Annotated in this window: 15 protein-coding genes; all 15 read left to right on the forward strand. The window is 75.0% G+C overall.

The genetic code is table 11. The annotated features are described in order from the left end of the window. Positions 1–43: 43 nt before the first annotated feature. The 15 genes from ACF1BE_RS05880 (at position 44) to ACF1BE_RS05950 (ending at position 14,715) form a co-directional block, all read left to right on the forward strand. Positions 44–367 (forward strand): hypothetical protein, encoded by a 324-nt coding sequence (locus tag ACF1BE_RS05880; protein WP_392197711.1) that lies wholly within the window; start codon positions 44–46, stop codon positions 365–367. Positions 368–692: 325 nt separating this feature from the next. Continuing rightward, positions 693–1,238 (forward strand): DUF2617 family protein, encoded by a 546-nt coding sequence (locus ACF1BE_RS05885; RefSeq protein WP_392197712.1) that lies wholly within the window; start codon positions 693–695, stop codon positions 1,236–1,238. 79 nt (positions 1,239–1,317) lie between these two features. Beyond that, the gene (locus tag ACF1BE_RS05890; protein ID WP_392197713.1) at positions 1,318–2,913 is read left to right on the forward strand and encodes a polyamine aminopropyltransferase; all 1,596 of its coding nucleotides are present in this window, start codon (positions 1,318–1,320) and stop codon (positions 2,911–2,913) included. Between the two features lie 93 nt (positions 2,914–3,006). Then, positions 3,007–3,786, forward strand: a complete 780-nt coding sequence (locus ACF1BE_RS05895) for an SRPBCC family protein (protein ID WP_392197714.1) — start codon at positions 3,007–3,009, stop codon at positions 3,784–3,786. Between the two features lie 46 nt (positions 3,787–3,832). After that, positions 3,833–4,621, forward strand: coding sequence for an aldose 1-epimerase (locus ACF1BE_RS05900; protein WP_392197715.1), 789 nt, complete (start codon positions 3,833–3,835; stop codon positions 4,619–4,621). 10 nt (positions 4,622–4,631) lie between these two features. Then, positions 4,632–5,180: an orotate phosphoribosyltransferase gene (gene pyrE, locus ACF1BE_RS05905; RefSeq protein WP_392197716.1), complete on the forward strand. Its 549-nt coding sequence runs from the start codon at positions 4,632–4,634 to the stop codon at positions 5,178–5,180. A gap of 152 nt (positions 5,181–5,332) precedes the next feature. Continuing rightward, on the forward strand, positions 5,333–6,355 hold the full coding sequence (gene fbaA / locus ACF1BE_RS05910; protein WP_392197717.1) for a class II fructose-bisphosphate aldolase: 1,023 nt from the start codon (positions 5,333–5,335) through the stop codon (positions 6,353–6,355). A 140-nt stretch (positions 6,356–6,495) separates the two neighbouring features. Continuing rightward, a complete protein-coding gene (locus ACF1BE_RS05915) occupies positions 6,496–6,909 on the forward strand; it encodes a DUF3151 domain-containing protein (protein WP_392197718.1) in 414 nt (137 codons plus the stop codon). A gap of 151 nt (positions 6,910–7,060) precedes the next feature. Beyond that, complete coding sequence (locus ACF1BE_RS05920; RefSeq protein WP_392197719.1) at positions 7,061–7,909, forward strand: tryptophan 2,3-dioxygenase family protein; 849 nt, start codon at positions 7,061–7,063, stop codon at positions 7,907–7,909. Next, a complete protein-coding gene (gene kynU / locus ACF1BE_RS05925) occupies positions 7,902–9,086 on the forward strand; it encodes a kynureninase (RefSeq protein WP_392197720.1) in 1,185 nt (394 codons plus the stop codon). Before ACF1BE_RS05920 ends, kynU begins: the two co-directional genes overlap by 8 nt. A gap of 190 nt (positions 9,087–9,276) precedes the next feature. Further along, the gene (locus ACF1BE_RS05930; protein ID WP_392197721.1) at positions 9,277–10,200 is read left to right on the forward strand and encodes an alpha/beta hydrolase family protein; all 924 of its coding nucleotides are present in this window, start codon (positions 9,277–9,279) and stop codon (positions 10,198–10,200) included. A gap of 158 nt (positions 10,201–10,358) precedes the next feature. Then, complete coding sequence (locus ACF1BE_RS05935; RefSeq protein ID WP_392197722.1) at positions 10,359–11,405, forward strand: alpha/beta hydrolase; 1,047 nt, start codon at positions 10,359–10,361, stop codon at positions 11,403–11,405. After that, the gene (locus ACF1BE_RS05940; protein ID WP_392197723.1) at positions 11,398–12,654 is read left to right on the forward strand and encodes an acyltransferase; all 1,257 of its coding nucleotides are present in this window, start codon (positions 11,398–11,400) and stop codon (positions 12,652–12,654) included. The genes ACF1BE_RS05935 and ACF1BE_RS05940 overlap by 8 nt, the downstream gene beginning before the upstream one ends. A 10-nt stretch (positions 12,655–12,664) precedes the next feature. After that, entirely contained in the window at positions 12,665–14,044 is a 1,380-nt protein-coding gene (locus ACF1BE_RS05945; protein ID WP_392197724.1) for a sensor histidine kinase, read from the forward strand. Next, positions 14,041–14,715, forward strand: a complete 675-nt coding sequence (locus tag ACF1BE_RS05950; protein ID WP_392197725.1) for a response regulator — start codon at positions 14,041–14,043, stop codon at positions 14,713–14,715. Before ACF1BE_RS05945 ends, ACF1BE_RS05950 begins: the two co-directional genes overlap by 4 nt. Positions 14,716–15,420 lie beyond the last annotated feature (705 nt).

Raw genomic sequence — 15,420 nt, forward strand, 5'->3', positions numbered from 1 at the left:
CCCACGGGGGGCCGCTTCGGGGGAACGGAAGGAGGGTGACGCCATGGTCATCGGCATCATCCTGGTGGTGGCGGCAGTGCTGATCAGCGCGCGGGTGGCGGGCCGCAACCGCCGGAACCGGCAGTCCGGGCTGTCGCTCGGCAAGGGCGGCGGGCGCGGCCGGCCGTCCCGCTCGTCATCGTCGTCGTCCGACGGCGGCAGCTGGTGGGCCGGCGGGCTGGGCGCGTCGTCCGGGGGAGACGGCCACCACGGAGGCCACCACGGAGGCCACTCCTGCGGCGGTGGCCACTCCTCCTGCGGCGGCGGTTCGTCGTGCGGCGGAGGTTCGTCGTGCGGCGGTGGGGGCGGATGCGGGGGAGGCAGCTGACACGGGGCAGCTGAGCTCCCGGTAGCGGGGGGACCGCATCCGGGCCGCACCGGGACGTCCGCCGGACACGAACATCCGGCGGGCGTTCGCCCGTTCCGGTCGTGCGCCTGTCGTACACCGTGTTTGAACAGTTGAGCTGTGTAGCCCCCTGAGGGATGGAAACCCGGCGGAGTTGGGCAAAAACGCTGTGGTGTCACCACAGTTCGTGGTTCTCTCTACAACGCCGACGCAGCCCCCCGGGCGTCCCCCCGGCCCCTCCCCGCGGCCGGGCCGACTGGACTGACAGGCAGATCTCCCCCTCCTTGCGCGTTAGCGGAGCCGACCCATGCTCACGACCCTGAACACCTCATACACCGATACACGGGCTGCCGACCTGGCCTGGGCCCTGGGACGCGAACCGCTGCCCGCCCTCGCCGCCCTCGACCTCGAACTCAGCGGAGCCAAGCTTCAGTTGCGACTGCTCGGCGCGTCCCACCAGATCCTCCTCGAGGACGAGAGGAGCAACTGTTCGGAGACCGTCGCGTGCCTCCCCGGCTCCAGCACCCCGCTTCCGCTGGGCGTCGCCAAGCGCGTCGGCGACTGGGAGTACGAGTTCGCCGCCCGCGTCGAGGTCCTCACGCCCGACTCCTTCGAGCGCCGTGCCCAGGAACTGCTGGCCCTCGTCTCCGAGCATCCGCACGGCCTGGCCGGCGTCTTCCCCGGCAGCCCGCACGCCTTCACCGCGATGCTCGCCCAGCGGCAGGAGGGCCAGGTGCACTGGCGGACCTGGCACGCCTACCCGCAGGACGGACAGCTGGTGGCCACCCGGACCCGGGTCGGTGCCCGCGTGACGGCGGGCCGACCGGGCCGGGACCGGTCCCGGGTGGGATAAACCCCGGACGCGTCGACTGCCGTCGGATCCACACGTGTGGGTGACGAAGCGTGCCCGGTGAGTGACGTAACGTCGCAGCGTGATCGATACGCACGCCCCCGCGCCCCCGGGCGCCCCGCCCTCCTGGGCGGGCCCCGCACCGCTGCCCGTCCGGCCCGGCACCGGGCGGTTCCTGGTCCTCGTGTGCGGGTTCGTCTGCGCGGCCTGCGGACTGGTGTACGAGCTGGAACTCGTCGCGTTCGCCTCGTACCTGATGGGCGACTCGGTCACCCAGGCCTCCGTCGTGCTGTCCGTGATGGTGTTCGCCATGGGCATCGGCTCCCTCGGCGCCAAACGGCTGCGCCGGCGCGCGGCCGCCGGGTTCGGCGCGGTCGAGTCGGCCCTCGCCCTGGTCGGCGGGTGCAGCGCCATGGCACTGCACGCCGTGTTCGCCTGGACCGGCGGCTGGGGCGGCATGTGGGCCGGTGGCCCGCGCTGTCTGCTGGTCGCCTTCTCCCTCGCCATCGGCCTGCTCATCGGCGCCGAGGTCCCGCTGCTCATGGAGCTGATCCAGCGCATCCGCCGGCAGGACGCGGGCGGCGCGGTGGCCGACCTGTTCGCCGCGGACTACGTCGGCGCCCTCGTCGGCGGCCTGGCCTTCCCGTTCCTGCTCCTGCCGTTCCTCGGTCAGCTGACCGGCGCGCTGCTCACCGGCACGGTCAACATGGTCGCGGGCGGCGCCCTCGTCCTCGGCCTCTTCCGCCGCGACCTCACCCGCCGCGCCCGCTGGACCCTCCTCGTCGCCGGCCTCCTCGTCCTCGGCATCCTCGCCACCGCCGCCGCCCTCGCCGGCGACTTCGAGCGGGCCGCCCGCCGCGCCGTGTACGGCACGGACGTCCGGGTGGCCGTGCGGACCGGGGTCCAGGAGGTCGTCCTGACCGGCGGGACCGGCGGCCGGCCCCTTCGCCTCTACCTCGACGGCCGGCTCCGGGCCGGCGGCCGGGACGAGTCCCGCTACCACCGGGCCCTGGTCCACCCCGCCCTCGCCGGCCCCCACGCGCGCGTCCTGATCCTGGGCGGCGGCGACGGCCTGGCCGCCCGCGAGGTGCTGCGCCGGCGCGGGGTGCGCCGCGTCGACGTCGTCGAACTCGACCCCGGCCTGGTCGACCTCGCCCGCCGCGATCCCGGCCTGTCCGCCGCCAACGGGTCCGCCCTCGCCGACCCGCGCGTCCACGTCACCACCGCCGACGCGCTCACCTGGCTGCGGGGGGCGCACGGGCCGGGGTACGACGTCGTGGTCGCCGACCTGCCCGACCCCGGCATCACCGCCGGCTCCAAGCTGTACTCCCAGGAGTTCTACGGCCTGGCCCGCCGGGTCCTGGCCCCGGACGGCCGGCTGGTGGTGCACGCCGGGCCCGTCACCAGCCGGCCCCGCACCTTCTGGACCGTCGCCACGACACTCCGCGCGGCCGGCTTCGCCACCTCGCCCTACCGGGTCCTCGGCGACGACTCGGGCACCCCGCACGACTGGGGCTTCCTCCTGGCGGCGCCGGGCCGCACCCCACCACCCCTGCGGCCGGACCCCGGCCACCCGCCCGCCGCGACCCGGGCGGCCCTCGCCGCGGACGCCGAGGCGGCGGAACGTACCCGCATCAGGGGGCTGCGGGCGTCGACCCTGCTCCATCCACGGTACTGAGACCCGGGCGGGGCGGACGGGTTCCGGGAGCGGGGGTGATGCCTGTGGCGGAGCCGGGTGCGTTCTCGTGGGGACTGGGTAGGCTCACCGGACATGGAGCACCAGGTCTTCGTCCCGGTTTCCGCCGAACGGCTCAGGGCGGCGCTGGCCGACCCCGCACGCGTCGCCCGGGCGGTTCCCGGTCTGCAGCAGGACGCCGGTGCCGAACCGGTCGCCGGCCGGCTGAAGCTGCGCGTCGGGGGACACTCCGTCACCTACCGGGGCGTGCTGCGGGTGACGGCCCGGGAGGACGGCACGTACGCCGTCGACGGTGACGCGGCCGAGGCCCGCGGCGACGGATCGGTCAGGCTCGCCCTGACCCTGCGCCTGGCGGACGGCGACGGCGGCTGCACGGTCACCGTGCGGGGCACGGCGGACGCGGACGGCCGCATCACGGAACTGCCGGCCCAGGCGGTGACCTCGGCGGCGACACGGCTGCTGGACCGCTTCGTGGCCGCGTTGGCGACGGACGGGGCCCAGGAGCCGGAGCCCGGCGCCGAGCCCGGTTCCGTGGGCGAGGCCGAGGTGTTCGCGTCGTCGCCGGAATCCGGCGCGGACGACGGACCCGGCGGTGACGACGCGTGTCCCGATCGCCTCACCGACGACTTCGCCGGCACCGGTGAGCCGCCGGCCGAGGCCGCGCACGCCCGCCGGACGATGATCGGCCGCAGCGCCGAGGAGGTCGACCACGCCCCGCCGCGCGGCCGTTACGCCCCCGTACCGGCCCCCCAGACGATCGCCGGCAACGCCGCTCTGCGCTGGGCGGCCCCCGCCGCGGCGCTGGCCCTCGCCTCGGCGGTCGTGCTGACCCGCGCCCTGCGCAAGCGCCGCTGAGCCGCTTGCGCCACGCCCTCTTGATCGCCCCAGTAGGGTCGGTCCCGTGAGTGACGAAGACATCACGCTGACCGCGGGCGACGCGGAAGTGAGCGTAAGACCCGGCAACGGCGGCCGTATCGGCGGACTCCGGATCGGCGGTGCGGAACTGCTGCGGCAGGGCGAGCGCTACGGCTGCTTCCCGATGGTGCCCTGGTGCGGCCGGATCCGGGAGGGCCGCTTCCTGGACGGCGCCACCGTCCGCCGGATGCCGCTCAACGCCCCGCCGCACGCCATCCACGGCACCGCGCGCGACGGCGCCTGGCGCACCGCGCGCGTCACGCGGAACGAGGCGGTGCTCACGTACGAGCTGACCGACCCCTGGCCGCACACCGGCCGCGTCACCCAGGTCGTCGCGCTCGCCGAGGACGCCCTGACGCTGACGATGTCCGTGGAGACGTACGACGACTCCTTCCCGGCGCAGATCGGCTGGCATCCGTGGTTCCACCGCAACCTCGGCGGCGAGGACGTGCGGCTGGACTTCACACCCGCCTGGCAGGAGGAGCGCGGCGCCGACCACCTGCCCACCGGTCACCGAGTCGATCCGGAACCGGGCCCCTGGGACGACTGCTTCGGCATGCCGGACGGCGTCGACGTCACCCTCACCTGGCCCGGACAGCTGGAGCTGACGGTGACCAGCCGGGAGGAGTGGGTGGTGGTCTACGACGAGCAGGCCGAGGCCGTCTGCGTGGAGCCGCAGACCGGCCCGCCCAACGGCCTGAACACCCACCCGCGCCTGGTCACCCCGCTGGAGCCGCTGGAGGCGACGACCACCTGGAGCTGGCGGCGCCTTTAAGCTGGCTGCCATGACGGACGTACGTGGCGCGCTGCTTCAGCAGATCAAGGACAAGGCCGTGGTGCACGGCAAGGTGACTCTCTCCTCCGGTCTGGAGGCCGACTACTACGTCGACCTGCGCCGCGTCACCCTCGACGGCGAGGCCGCCCCGCTGGTCGGCCAGGTGCTGCTGGACCTGACCGAGGACCTGGAGTTCGACGCGGTCGGCGGGCTCACCATGGGCGCCGACCCGGTCGCCGCCGCCATGCTGCACGCCGCCGCCGCGCGCGGGCGCAGGCTGGACGCGTTCGTCGTCCGCAAGGCGGCCAAGGCGCACGGCCTGCAGCGGCGCGTGGAGGGCCCGGACATCGCGGGCCGCCGCGTGCTCGTCGTGGAGGACACCTCCACCACCGGCGGCTCCCCGCTGACCGCCGTGGAGGCGGTGCGCGAGGCCGGTGCCGAGGTCGTCGCCGTCGCGACCATCGTGGACCGGGCGACCGGCGCCGCCGAGAAGATCCAGGCCGGCGCGGGCGTTCCGTACCGTTTCGCCTTCTCGAAGAATGAACTGGGTCTGGACTGACGGACCGGTATGACCTGGACTTGGCCGGGGTGCTTACCATCGCGCCGGCCGGCACGTCGTGTCTGGAAAGATGGGGCCGACGATGACGTCGCACCCCAGGTCTAGGTCAGGGCCGTAACGCAGAATCCACCCGCAACACAAGGAGCGGACAGATGCCCATCGCAACCCCCGAGGTCTACAACGAGATGCTCGACCGGGCGAAGGCAGGCAAGTTCGCCTACCCGGCCATCAACGTCACCTCGAGCCAGACCCTGAACGCGGCGCTGCGCGGTTTCGCGGAGGCGGAGAGCGACGGCATCGTCCAGATCTCGACCGGTGGTGCCGAGTTCCTCGGCGGTCAGTACAGCAAGGACATGGTGACCGGCGCGGTCGCGCTCGCCGAGTACGCGCACATCGTCGCCGAGAAGTACCCGGTCAACATCGCCCTGCACACGGACCACTGCCCGAAGGACAAGCTCGACGGGTACGTACGCCCGCTCATCGCGCTGTCGAAGAAGCGCGTCGACGCCGGCCTCGGCCCGCTGTTCCAGTCGCACATGTGGGACGGTTCGGCCGAGACCCTCGCCGACAACCTGGAGATCGCGCAGGAGCTGCTGGAGCAGGCCCGCGCCGCGCACATCATCCTCGAGGTGGAGATCACCCCGACCGGCGGCGAGGAGGACGGTGTCTCGCACGAGATCAACGACTCCCTCTACACCACGGTCGACGACGCGATCCGCACCGCCGAGGCCCTGGGCCTGGGCGAGAAGGGCCGCTACCTGCTGGCCGCCTCCTTCGGCAACGTGCACGGCGTGTACAAGCCGGGCAACGTCGTCCTCCGTCCCGAGCTGCTCAAGGAGCTGAACGAGGGCGTCGCCGCCCGGTTCGGCAAGGCGTCCCCGTTCGACTTCGTCTTCCACGGCGGCTCCGGCTCCACCGAGCAGGAGATCCGGACCGCGCTGGAGAACGGCGTCGTCAAGATGAACCTGGACACGGACACCCAGTACGCCTTCACCCGTCCGGTCGTGGACCACATGTTCCGCAACTACGCCGGCGTCCTGAAGGTCGACGGCGAGGTCGGCGACAAGAAGGCCTACGACCCGCGCACCTGGGGCAAGCTGGCCGAGGCGAGCATGGCCGCACGCGTCGTCGAGGCCACGCAGCACCTCCGCTCCGCCGGCAACAAGATCAAGTAAGCGGTTCTTCCCGATGGGCCCGGCGACCGTCACGGCGCCGGGCCCATCGCCTGCCCGGGTGGGCCCGGGGCCGGACGCCCGCCCTGCCCGGGTCCGGGCCGGCCGCCACCGGCCGTTCCCGCGTGCGCGAGACTGAACCCATGACGATTCACGAGAACCTCCTCGGCGGTCCGCCCCCCACCCACCTCCCGGACGACCCGGAGCCCCGCCGGCTGCTGGCGGACGGCACCGCGCCCGCGGACGTCGCCGCGCGACACCCCACCTCCTCCCTCGCCTGGGCCCAGCTGGCCGACGAGGCGTTCGAGCGCGGCGCGGTCGTGGAGTCGTACGCCTACGCCCGCACGGGCTACCACCGCGGTCTGGACGCCCTGCGCCGCAGCGGCTGGAAGGGGCACGGCCCGGTGCCGTGGGAGCACGAGCCGAACCGCGGCTTCCTGCGGGCCCTGCACGCCCTCGCCCGCGCCGCCGGGGTCATCGGTGAGCAGGACGAGCACGAGCGCTGCGCGCGGTTCCTGGCGGACTCCTCGCCGACGGCGGTCCAGACGCTGGGCTGACCTGGGGTGCTGTGTCCGGTGTGGCCCGTCTGGCAGCAGGCGGGCCTTGCCGTTTCCGGGGGGAATGCGGAGGATGCGGTGTGGGGACCGGGGCCCCCGTGCCGGCATCGGCAGGGGCGGACCGCTACCCGGAGCAACACAGGAGACAGCGATGTCCCACCAGGCTCACCTCCCTGCCGAGGCCACTGAGCCCGAGACCCCGCATCTCGACTTCGCGGGTACGACGCCGTACGAGGACTACGTCAAGGCGGACGTGCTCACCCATCTCCAGCACACCCTCTCCGACGACCCCGGAGAGATGGTCTTCCTGGTGACCACCCAGGTCATGGAGCTGTGGTTCACGGTCCTCGTGCACGAGTGGGAGACCGCCGCGAAGGCACTCCGCTCGGACGACGTGCCCACCGCGATCGCCGCGCTGAAGCGTTCCGTACGCGAGCTGGAGGCCCTCAACGCCTCCTGGAAGCCGCTCGGCCAGCTGACCCCCGCGCAGTTCAACAGCTACCGGAGCGCGCTCGGCGAGGGCTCCGGCTTCCAGTCGGCGATGTACCGGCGCCTGGAGTTCCTGCTCGGCGACAAGTCGGCGTCCATGCTCGTACCGCACCGCGGCGCCCCGCGCGTCCACGCGGAACTGGAGAAGGCCCTGCACGAGCCGAGCCTGTACGACGAGGTGGTACGGCTCCTCGCCCGCCGCGGCCACGCGATCCCCGATTCCGTGCTGCGCCGCGACGTCACCCGGCGCTACGAGCCGTCGGAGGCCGTGGAGGCCGCCTGGGCCGCCGTCTACGCGGACGACGAGAGCGACGAGATCGCCCGGCTGGGCGAGGCGCTGACGGACGTGGCGGAACTGGTGTGGCGCTGGCGCAACGACCATCTCGTCGCCACCCGGCGCGCGATGGGCGCCAAGGCCGGCACCGGCGGCTCGGCCGGCGTGGCCTGGCTGGAGAAGCGTGCCCGCAAGAACGTGTTCCCCGAGCTGTGGACGGCGAGGTCCCATGTCTGAGCTGCGCCTGCTCGCGGAGAAGCTGGACGCGGACGACGAGCTGGCCCCGCTGCGCGACCGTTTCGTCCTCGACGACGTGGTCTACCTGGACGGGAACTCCCTCGGCGCCCTGCCCGCGCACGTGCCGGGGCGGATCGAGGACGTGGTCCGCCGCCAGTGGGGAGAGCTGCGCATCCGCTCCTGGGAGGAGAGCGGCTGGTGGACGGCGCCCGAACGGATCGGCGACCGGATCGCCCCGCTGGTCGGCGCCGCCCCGGGCCAGATCGTCGTCGGCGACTCCACCAGCGTGAACGTCTTCAAGGCGCTCGTGGCGGCGGTCCGCATGGCCGGCGAGGACCGCACCGAGATCCTGGTCGACGCCACGACCTTCCCCACGGACGGTTACATCGCCGGGTCGGCGGCCCGCCTGACCGGCCGCACCCTGCGCGCGGTCACCCCGGCGGAGGTGCCGGGGCTGCTGGGCGCCCGTACGGCGGCGGTCCTGCTGAACCACGTCGACTATCGCACCGGCCGCCTGCACGACCTGCCCGGGCTCACCGCCGCGGTGCACGCCGCAGGCGCCCTCGCGGTCTGGGACCTGTGCCACAGCGCGGGCGCGCTGCCGGTGGGCCTGGACGAGCACGGGGTCGACCTGGCCGTCGGCTGCACCTACAAGTACCTGAACGGAGGCCCGGGTTCACCGGCGTACCTGTATGTGCGCAGCGCGCTCCAGGACCGCTTCGACTCCCCGCTGCCCGGCTGGAACTCCCACGCCGACCCCTTCGGCATGAGCCCGGCCTACGCCCCGGCGCCGGGCGCCCCGCGCGGCCGGGTCGGCACGCCGGACATCCTCTCCATGCTGGCCCTGGAGGCCGCCCTGGAGGTCTGGGACGGGGTGTCCCTCACCGCGGTCCGCGCGAAGTCCCTCGCCCTGACGGACTTCTTCCTGCGGTGCGTGGCCGAGTACACCGGGCCGGGGCGGACGGAGTCCGTGACGCCCGTACGCCACGAGGAGCGGGGCAGCCAGATCGCCCTGCGCTGCCCGGACGCCGGCGAGGTCATGAAACGCCTCGTCGAACGCGGGGTCGTCGGTGACTTCCGGCACCCCGACGTGCTCCGGTTCGGGTTCACGCCGCTGTACGTGGGCTTCCGGGACACCGAGCGGGCCGCGCGGATCCTGGCGGAGGTGCTGGCCTAGCATGCGGGCCGGCCGGTGGGGGCGGGCGGACCTCGCCACCGGCCGGCCCGTTCCCACCGCACCGCGTGCTCCTCACCGTCCGTGACATCCCCGTGTCCCCCCACGTCACCGGGCTGGTACCGTCCCCGCCGACGGCCGTCCCCCTCCGGCCCGGTCCGCCATCCCCGTTCCGTCGCTGAGAGGTTGGAGCATGCCGGACGACGCCGCCGCAGCCCGCGCCGCCGCCGAAGAGGAGTCGGCCTTCTCGCACCCCCCGGTCGACCCCGACGTCACCGCCGCCTACGGCGACCACCCCGACCAGGTGATCGACTTCTACGCCCCGCGCCCCGGCACGGAGGCCACCGTCTCCCCGGCGCCCCTGGTCGTCGTCCTGCACGGCGGTGCCTGGCGCGCCCGCCACGACCGCCGTCACATCACCCCCTTCGCGGACCATCTGGCCCGCCGGGGCTTCGCGGTGGCCAACGTCGAGTACCGGCGCGGTGGCCGGCCCCTGGTCCCCGGACCAGGGGCCGGGACGCACGAGCCGGATGCCGAGGCCGGGGACACGCCGCCCGCCGGCCGCTGGCCCGACACCCTCGACGACGTCGCGGCGGCCATGGACGCCCTCCCCGCCCTGGTCCGCGAGGCGCTCCCGCAGGCGGACGCGGGCCGCACGGTCCTGACCGGCCACTCGGCGGGCGGACACCTGGCCCTGTGGGCGGCGGCCCGCCATGTCCTCCCCGCTGACGCCCCCTGGCGCACCGACGGGCCGGCGGCACTGCGCGGTGTCGTCGCGCTGGCGCCGATCGCGGACCTGGAAGTGGCCGAGAAACTCGGCGTCTGCGGGCACGCGTCCCGGCAACTCCTCGGCGGACACGACGTGTTCACGGAGCGCCGCGCCTACGCGGACCCCGTCCTGCTCCTCCCGACGGGCATCGCCACGACCCTGGTCCAGGGCCGGGCGGACCTGGTGGTACCGCCGGCGGTCGCCGAGTCGTACGCCGAGGCCGCGGCGAGGGCGGGGGAGATCGCCGGGCTGACGCTCCTGGCGGACGTGGGCCACTTCCCGCTGATCGACCCGGCGGCGGACGCCTGTGCGGTGGTGGCGGAGGAGATCGCCCAACTCGCCTGGTGACACAGCCGTCTCCCGCGCGGGGGCGGCCCCGGTCATACCCGTAGTACCTGAGAGCTACGGCGCGGGACAGCTCCCTGGCGGGACGCCGGTGACGGTCCCGCTCTCCTAACTTCCTTGTCGGACAAGCCCGATGGCCGGGCACCGAGAGGAAGCCACCCATGGGGCAACCCCACACCGACGTCCCCCGCCTGCCGGTCCCGGGTCCCGCCGACGCCCCACGACCCCCCACACCGGCTCCGCACCCGAAGGCACCGCGCGCCTGGCGTCGTGTCCTGCTCCCCCTGCTTCTCACCGCCGGGCTCGTCGTCCCCCTCGCCGGCGCGGCCCGGCCGGGGATCCCCGCTCCGGCCCCCGCCGTGCTCGCCCGCCTCACGCCGGCCGCCCTGCCGTCCGCGTACGAGGCGAACCGGGCCGACGCCGCCGAGGCGGCCCGGATGGCCGCCGCGCACGGGGACACACACCGTGCCGGCGCCGACCGGGCCCTGGCGGCGCGCTCCCGCCGGCTCCTCGCCTTCGACGGCCGGGGTCCGGGCCTGGCCACGGAGGTTCTCGGCGATCTGGCGCACGCCGACCGGGTGGCGGTCCTCGTGCCCGGCTCGGACACCTCCCTGGACACCTACCCGCGCTTCCACCGGGCGGCGGCGGCCCTGTACGGGGACCTCCGGCACCGCGCCCCCGCCGGCACCCGCGTCGCCGTCGTCGCCTGGCTCGGCTACCGGACGCCGGAGACGGTCAGTACGGCGGTGGCGACCCCGGCCCGCGCCGAGCAGGCGGCGCCCCGCCTGCGCGCCCTCGTACGACAGCTGCGTGCCCTCGCCCCCGCCCGGGCCCGCGTCTCCCTCCTGTGCCACTCCTACGGCTCGGTGGTCTGCGCCCGCGCCGCCGCGGGCCTGGACGCCGACGACATCGCCCTCGTCGGCAGCCCCGGAACCGGTGCCGACACGGTCACCGGCCTGCACACGTCCGCCCGTGTCTGGGCCGCCCGCGGCAGCGACGACTGGGTGGCGCACGTCCCGCACGTCCGCGCCGACCTCCTGTTCACCACCGTCGGCTTCGGCGCCGACCCGGTCTCCCGCGCCTTCGGCGCCCAGGTCTTCGACGCCGCCGACGCCGGCCACAGCGGCTACTTCCGCCCGGGCTCGGCCGCCCTCGCCAACCTGGCCCGGATCACCCTCGGCAGGGCCTCGGAGGTGTCCCGTGGCTGAGCCGGCCCCGGGCGCCCGTGCCCCGCGCCGCGCGCCGCACGCGATACGCCGGGCCGCCCAGCGCGTGGACGCGGCCACCCCCGCCTCCCGCGACCGGGCGGTGGACGCCCTGCGGGCCTTCGCGATCCTCGGTGTCGTCCTCGGCCACTGGCTGGTCACCGCCCTGGTCGCGGAGGACGGCGCGCTGCACACGGCGAGCCCGCTGCAGCACCTGCCGGGGCTGGCCCCGGTCTCCTGGGCGTTCCAGACGCTGGCCGTGTTCTTCCTGGTCGGCGGCCACGTGGCGACCCGCGGCCACGCCTCGGCCCGTGCCCGGGGCGTGCCGTACGGCGCGTGGCTGCGCGCCCGCCTGACCCGCCTGCTCCGGCCGGCCGCCGCCCTGCTCGGCCTGTGGACGGTGGCGGCGACGGCCCTGCTGCTGACCGGCACCTCCATCGTCACGCTCCACACGCTGGTGAAACTGGCCCTCTCCCCCCTGTGGTTCCTGCTGGTCTTCGCCGCCCTGACGGCGGCCACCCCGCTGGTCGCCCGCCTCCACCCGCTGTGGCCGCTCGCCGTCGTCCTGCACGTCGACGTCCTCCGCCTCGGCCTGCACCTCGGCCCGTCCTGGCTGGGCTGGGTGAACCTGGCGGCGGGCTGGCTGGTCCCGTTCACCCTGGGTGCGGCCTGGGCCCGCGGCGGCCTGGAGAGCCGCCGCGCGGCCCGGACCCTGCTGCTGGGCGGCACGGCGGCCACGGTCGCGCTCGTGCTGTGGGCGGGCTATCCCGCGTCCATGGTCGGTGTGCCGGGCGCCGCCGTCTCCAACCTCGACCCGCCGACGCTGGCGGCCGTGACCTTCGGCATGGCCCAGTGCGGTCTGGCCCTGCTGCTGCGCGACCGGCTGCGCTCGGCGATGCGCCGCCCACCGGCCTGGGCGGCGGTGGCGCTGGTCAACCTGTCCGCGATGACGGTCTTCCTGTGGCACCAGACGGCGCTGATGGTGACGACGGTCACCGCGCTGCCGGCCGGCCGCCTGCCCGGCCTGCACACGCTGCCCGACGGCCCGGCCTGGGTGGCGGCCCGGCTCCTCTGGCTCCCGGTCTTCGCCGTGGTCCTGGCCCTGTGCCGGACCGCGTTCCGCTCCCTCGAGGAAGGGACCCGCCGCCCCCGCCCCGGCCGCCGCGCGCGCTCCGGGCGGGCACGCTCGCGGGTGGTACGGGCGCACCGGGACCCGGACCGGGAGACCACGCGGATCGCGCGCCGTGTCTAAGGTGGGGCGCGTGACGCAGACGGGGGGCCGCCGGGTGTTCGTGGTGCTCACGGGCTGGATACCGCGCCGGCTGCGGATCCTGCGCGACGACCTGTGGACCGTACGGCCCGAACCGCTGCCCGCATCCCTGGCGCTGCGCCGGCTGGCGCACGGCCTGCTGTGGCTGGCCGCGTTCGGCGTCACGCTCGGCGACGCCGCACAGCTCAGGGAGAACGGGCACCTGGCTCCCTGGCCGGCCCTCGTGATCGGTCTCGCGTCGGGCGGCGCGGTCGTCCTCGCGCTGTGGCGGCCCGTCGCCGGCTGGTGGCTGTCCATGGCGGGGACCCTGGTGGGAGCCGTCGCCGTCCACGGGCGGCTGGGCAGCGTGTCCGGGACGGCGTTCACCTGGCCCTGGACCGCGGCCGGCATCATCGCCCACCTGCTCGTCCTGCTGCTGCTCGCCCTGCGGGTACGCACCCGCGCGGCGGTCGAGGCGCTGGCCCTGACCGCGCTGCTCACCTACCTCCTGGAGGCCGGGTGGGGCGCGGCGCACTACCAGCCCACCGGGGTCGTCGCGGTGGTGCTGTCCACGGTCGTCGTGGTGCTCGGCAGCGCCCTGCGGGGCCGTCGGGAGGCACGCGCCCAACTCGTCGAGCAGACCACCCTCACCGCCGAGGAACGGGCCCGCCGCACCCTGCTGGAGGAACGCAGCCGTATCGCGCGCGAGCTGCACGACGTGGTCGCGCACCACATGTCGGTCATCTCCATCCAGGCACAGGTGGCCCCGCACCTCGTCGAACAACCGCCGCCGGAGCTGGTCGAGAACCTCGCGGGCATCCGGCAGAACGCGCTGGAGGCGCTCACCGAGCTGCGCCGGGTGCTCGGCGTGCTGCGTTCGGAGAACCCCGAGGACCCGTACGGGCCGGGACACCCCGGCACCGGCGCCGCGCCCCACGCCCCCCAGCCCACGCTCGACCGGCTCGACGCGCTGATCGAGAACACCCGCGCGGCGGGCCTGGACGTGACCAGCGAGGTGAAGGGCAGGGCCCGGCCCTACGCTCCGGGGGTGGAACTGTCGGCGTACCGGATCGTGCAGGAGGCGCTGAGCAACGCCCTGCGGCACGCGCCGGGATCCCGGGTGCGGGTCGAGGTCGCGCACCTCAGGGGCGGTGTGCGCCTGGCGGTGACCAACTCCCGTCCGCGGCACCCCGGGCCGCCCTCCGCGGGCGCCGGGCACGGGCTGCTCGGCATGCGGGAGCGGGCGGCGATGCTCGGCGGCACCGTCACGGCGGCCGGCACCCCGGCCGGCGGCTTCACCGTGGCGGCCTTCCTGCCCCGGGACGGCACGCCGTCCACGCTCCCGCCCGGCCCGACCCCGACCCCGACCCCGTCAGGAGAACCGACCGCATGACGAGCGGCACCATCCGCGTACTCATCGCCGACGACCAGCAGATGGTCCGGCAAGGTTTCACCGTACTGCTCGACACCCGGCCGGACATCGAGGTGGTGGGACAGGCGGTGGACGGCCGGGACGCGATCGCCAGGGTCGCCGAACTGACCCCGGACGTCGTCCTGATGGACATCCGCATGCCCGAACTCGGCGGCATCGAGGCGACCCGCCGTATCACCGCGGACCACCCGGGCATCAGGGTCCTGATGCTGACCACGTTCGACCTGGACGAGTACGTGTACGAGGCGCTGCGCGCGGGGGCCTCCGGTTTCCTCCTCAAGGACGCCTCCGCCGACCAGCTCGCCGAGGCGGTCCGGGTCGTGGCCGCCGGCGACGCCCTGCTGGCCCCCGGCATCACGCGCCGGCTGATAGCGGAGTTCTCCCGGATGGACGGCTCCCCGCGGCCCCCGCTCCGGCAGCGCGTGGGCGAACTGACCGACCGGGAGACGGAGGTGCTGGCACTGATCGCCCAGGGCCTGTCGAACGCGGAGATCGCCGGGCGCCTGGTCGTGGCCGAGCAGACCGTGAAGACGCATGTGGGCCGGATCCTGGTGAAACTGGGACTCCGGGACCGCACCCAGGCGGCGGTCTTCGCCTACGAGTCCGGCCTGGTCCGCCCATCCAGCCACTGACCCACCCCGCCCCGGCCTTCCGGTTCCGCCCCGGCCTTCCGGTTCCGCCCCGGCCTTCCGGTTCCGGCCCGCCCCTCCGGCTCCGCCCCCTTCCGGCTCCGGCCCGGCCTTCCGGTTCCGGTCATGCGGCCATGCGGCCCCGGCTTTCGGTCCTGCGGTCCCGGCCTGCGGCTTTCCGGCATGTGGTCCTGGCCTCCGGCCCTGCGGTCCCGGCCTGCGGCTTTCCGGCCTGTGGCCCTGGCCTCCGGCCCTGCGGCCATGCGGCCCCGCGCTCCAGCGCCCCGGCTCCGGCTCTTGGGCGCCGGTCCCGGCCTGTGGCTGCCGGCCCGTTGTTCTGGCCTCCATCCCTCGGCCATGCGGCCCCCGCTCCGGCCTCCGGCTCCGGCCAGGGCCCCCGGCTCCGGCTTTCCGGCCTCCGGTCCGGGCCTCCGGCCCGCGGCCCTTCGGCCTTCCGGGCGTCCTGCCCCGGCTTTCCGGCGTTACGGCCCGGTCCCCGGCCTCCCGAGGACCCGCGGCGCTTCGGCCCTCCGGCGCATCGGCCCTCCAATCCCGGCGGCGGTGCTCCCCGACCCAGGCAAAGCCGCCTCCCGCCTTCCGGCTCTCCCACCCGGCCCCTGGCTCGCCGCTCCGCCTTCCGCCTCCGGCCCCCTGGCCTGCCGCTTGCGACTTCACGCCCCCCGCCCCCGACCCCCGGGCCTCCCCCCG

The sequence above is a fragment of the Streptomyces sp. NPDC014991 genome (assembly GCF_043080665.1).
Lineage (GTDB): Bacteria > Actinomycetota > Actinomycetes > Streptomycetales > Streptomycetaceae > Streptomyces.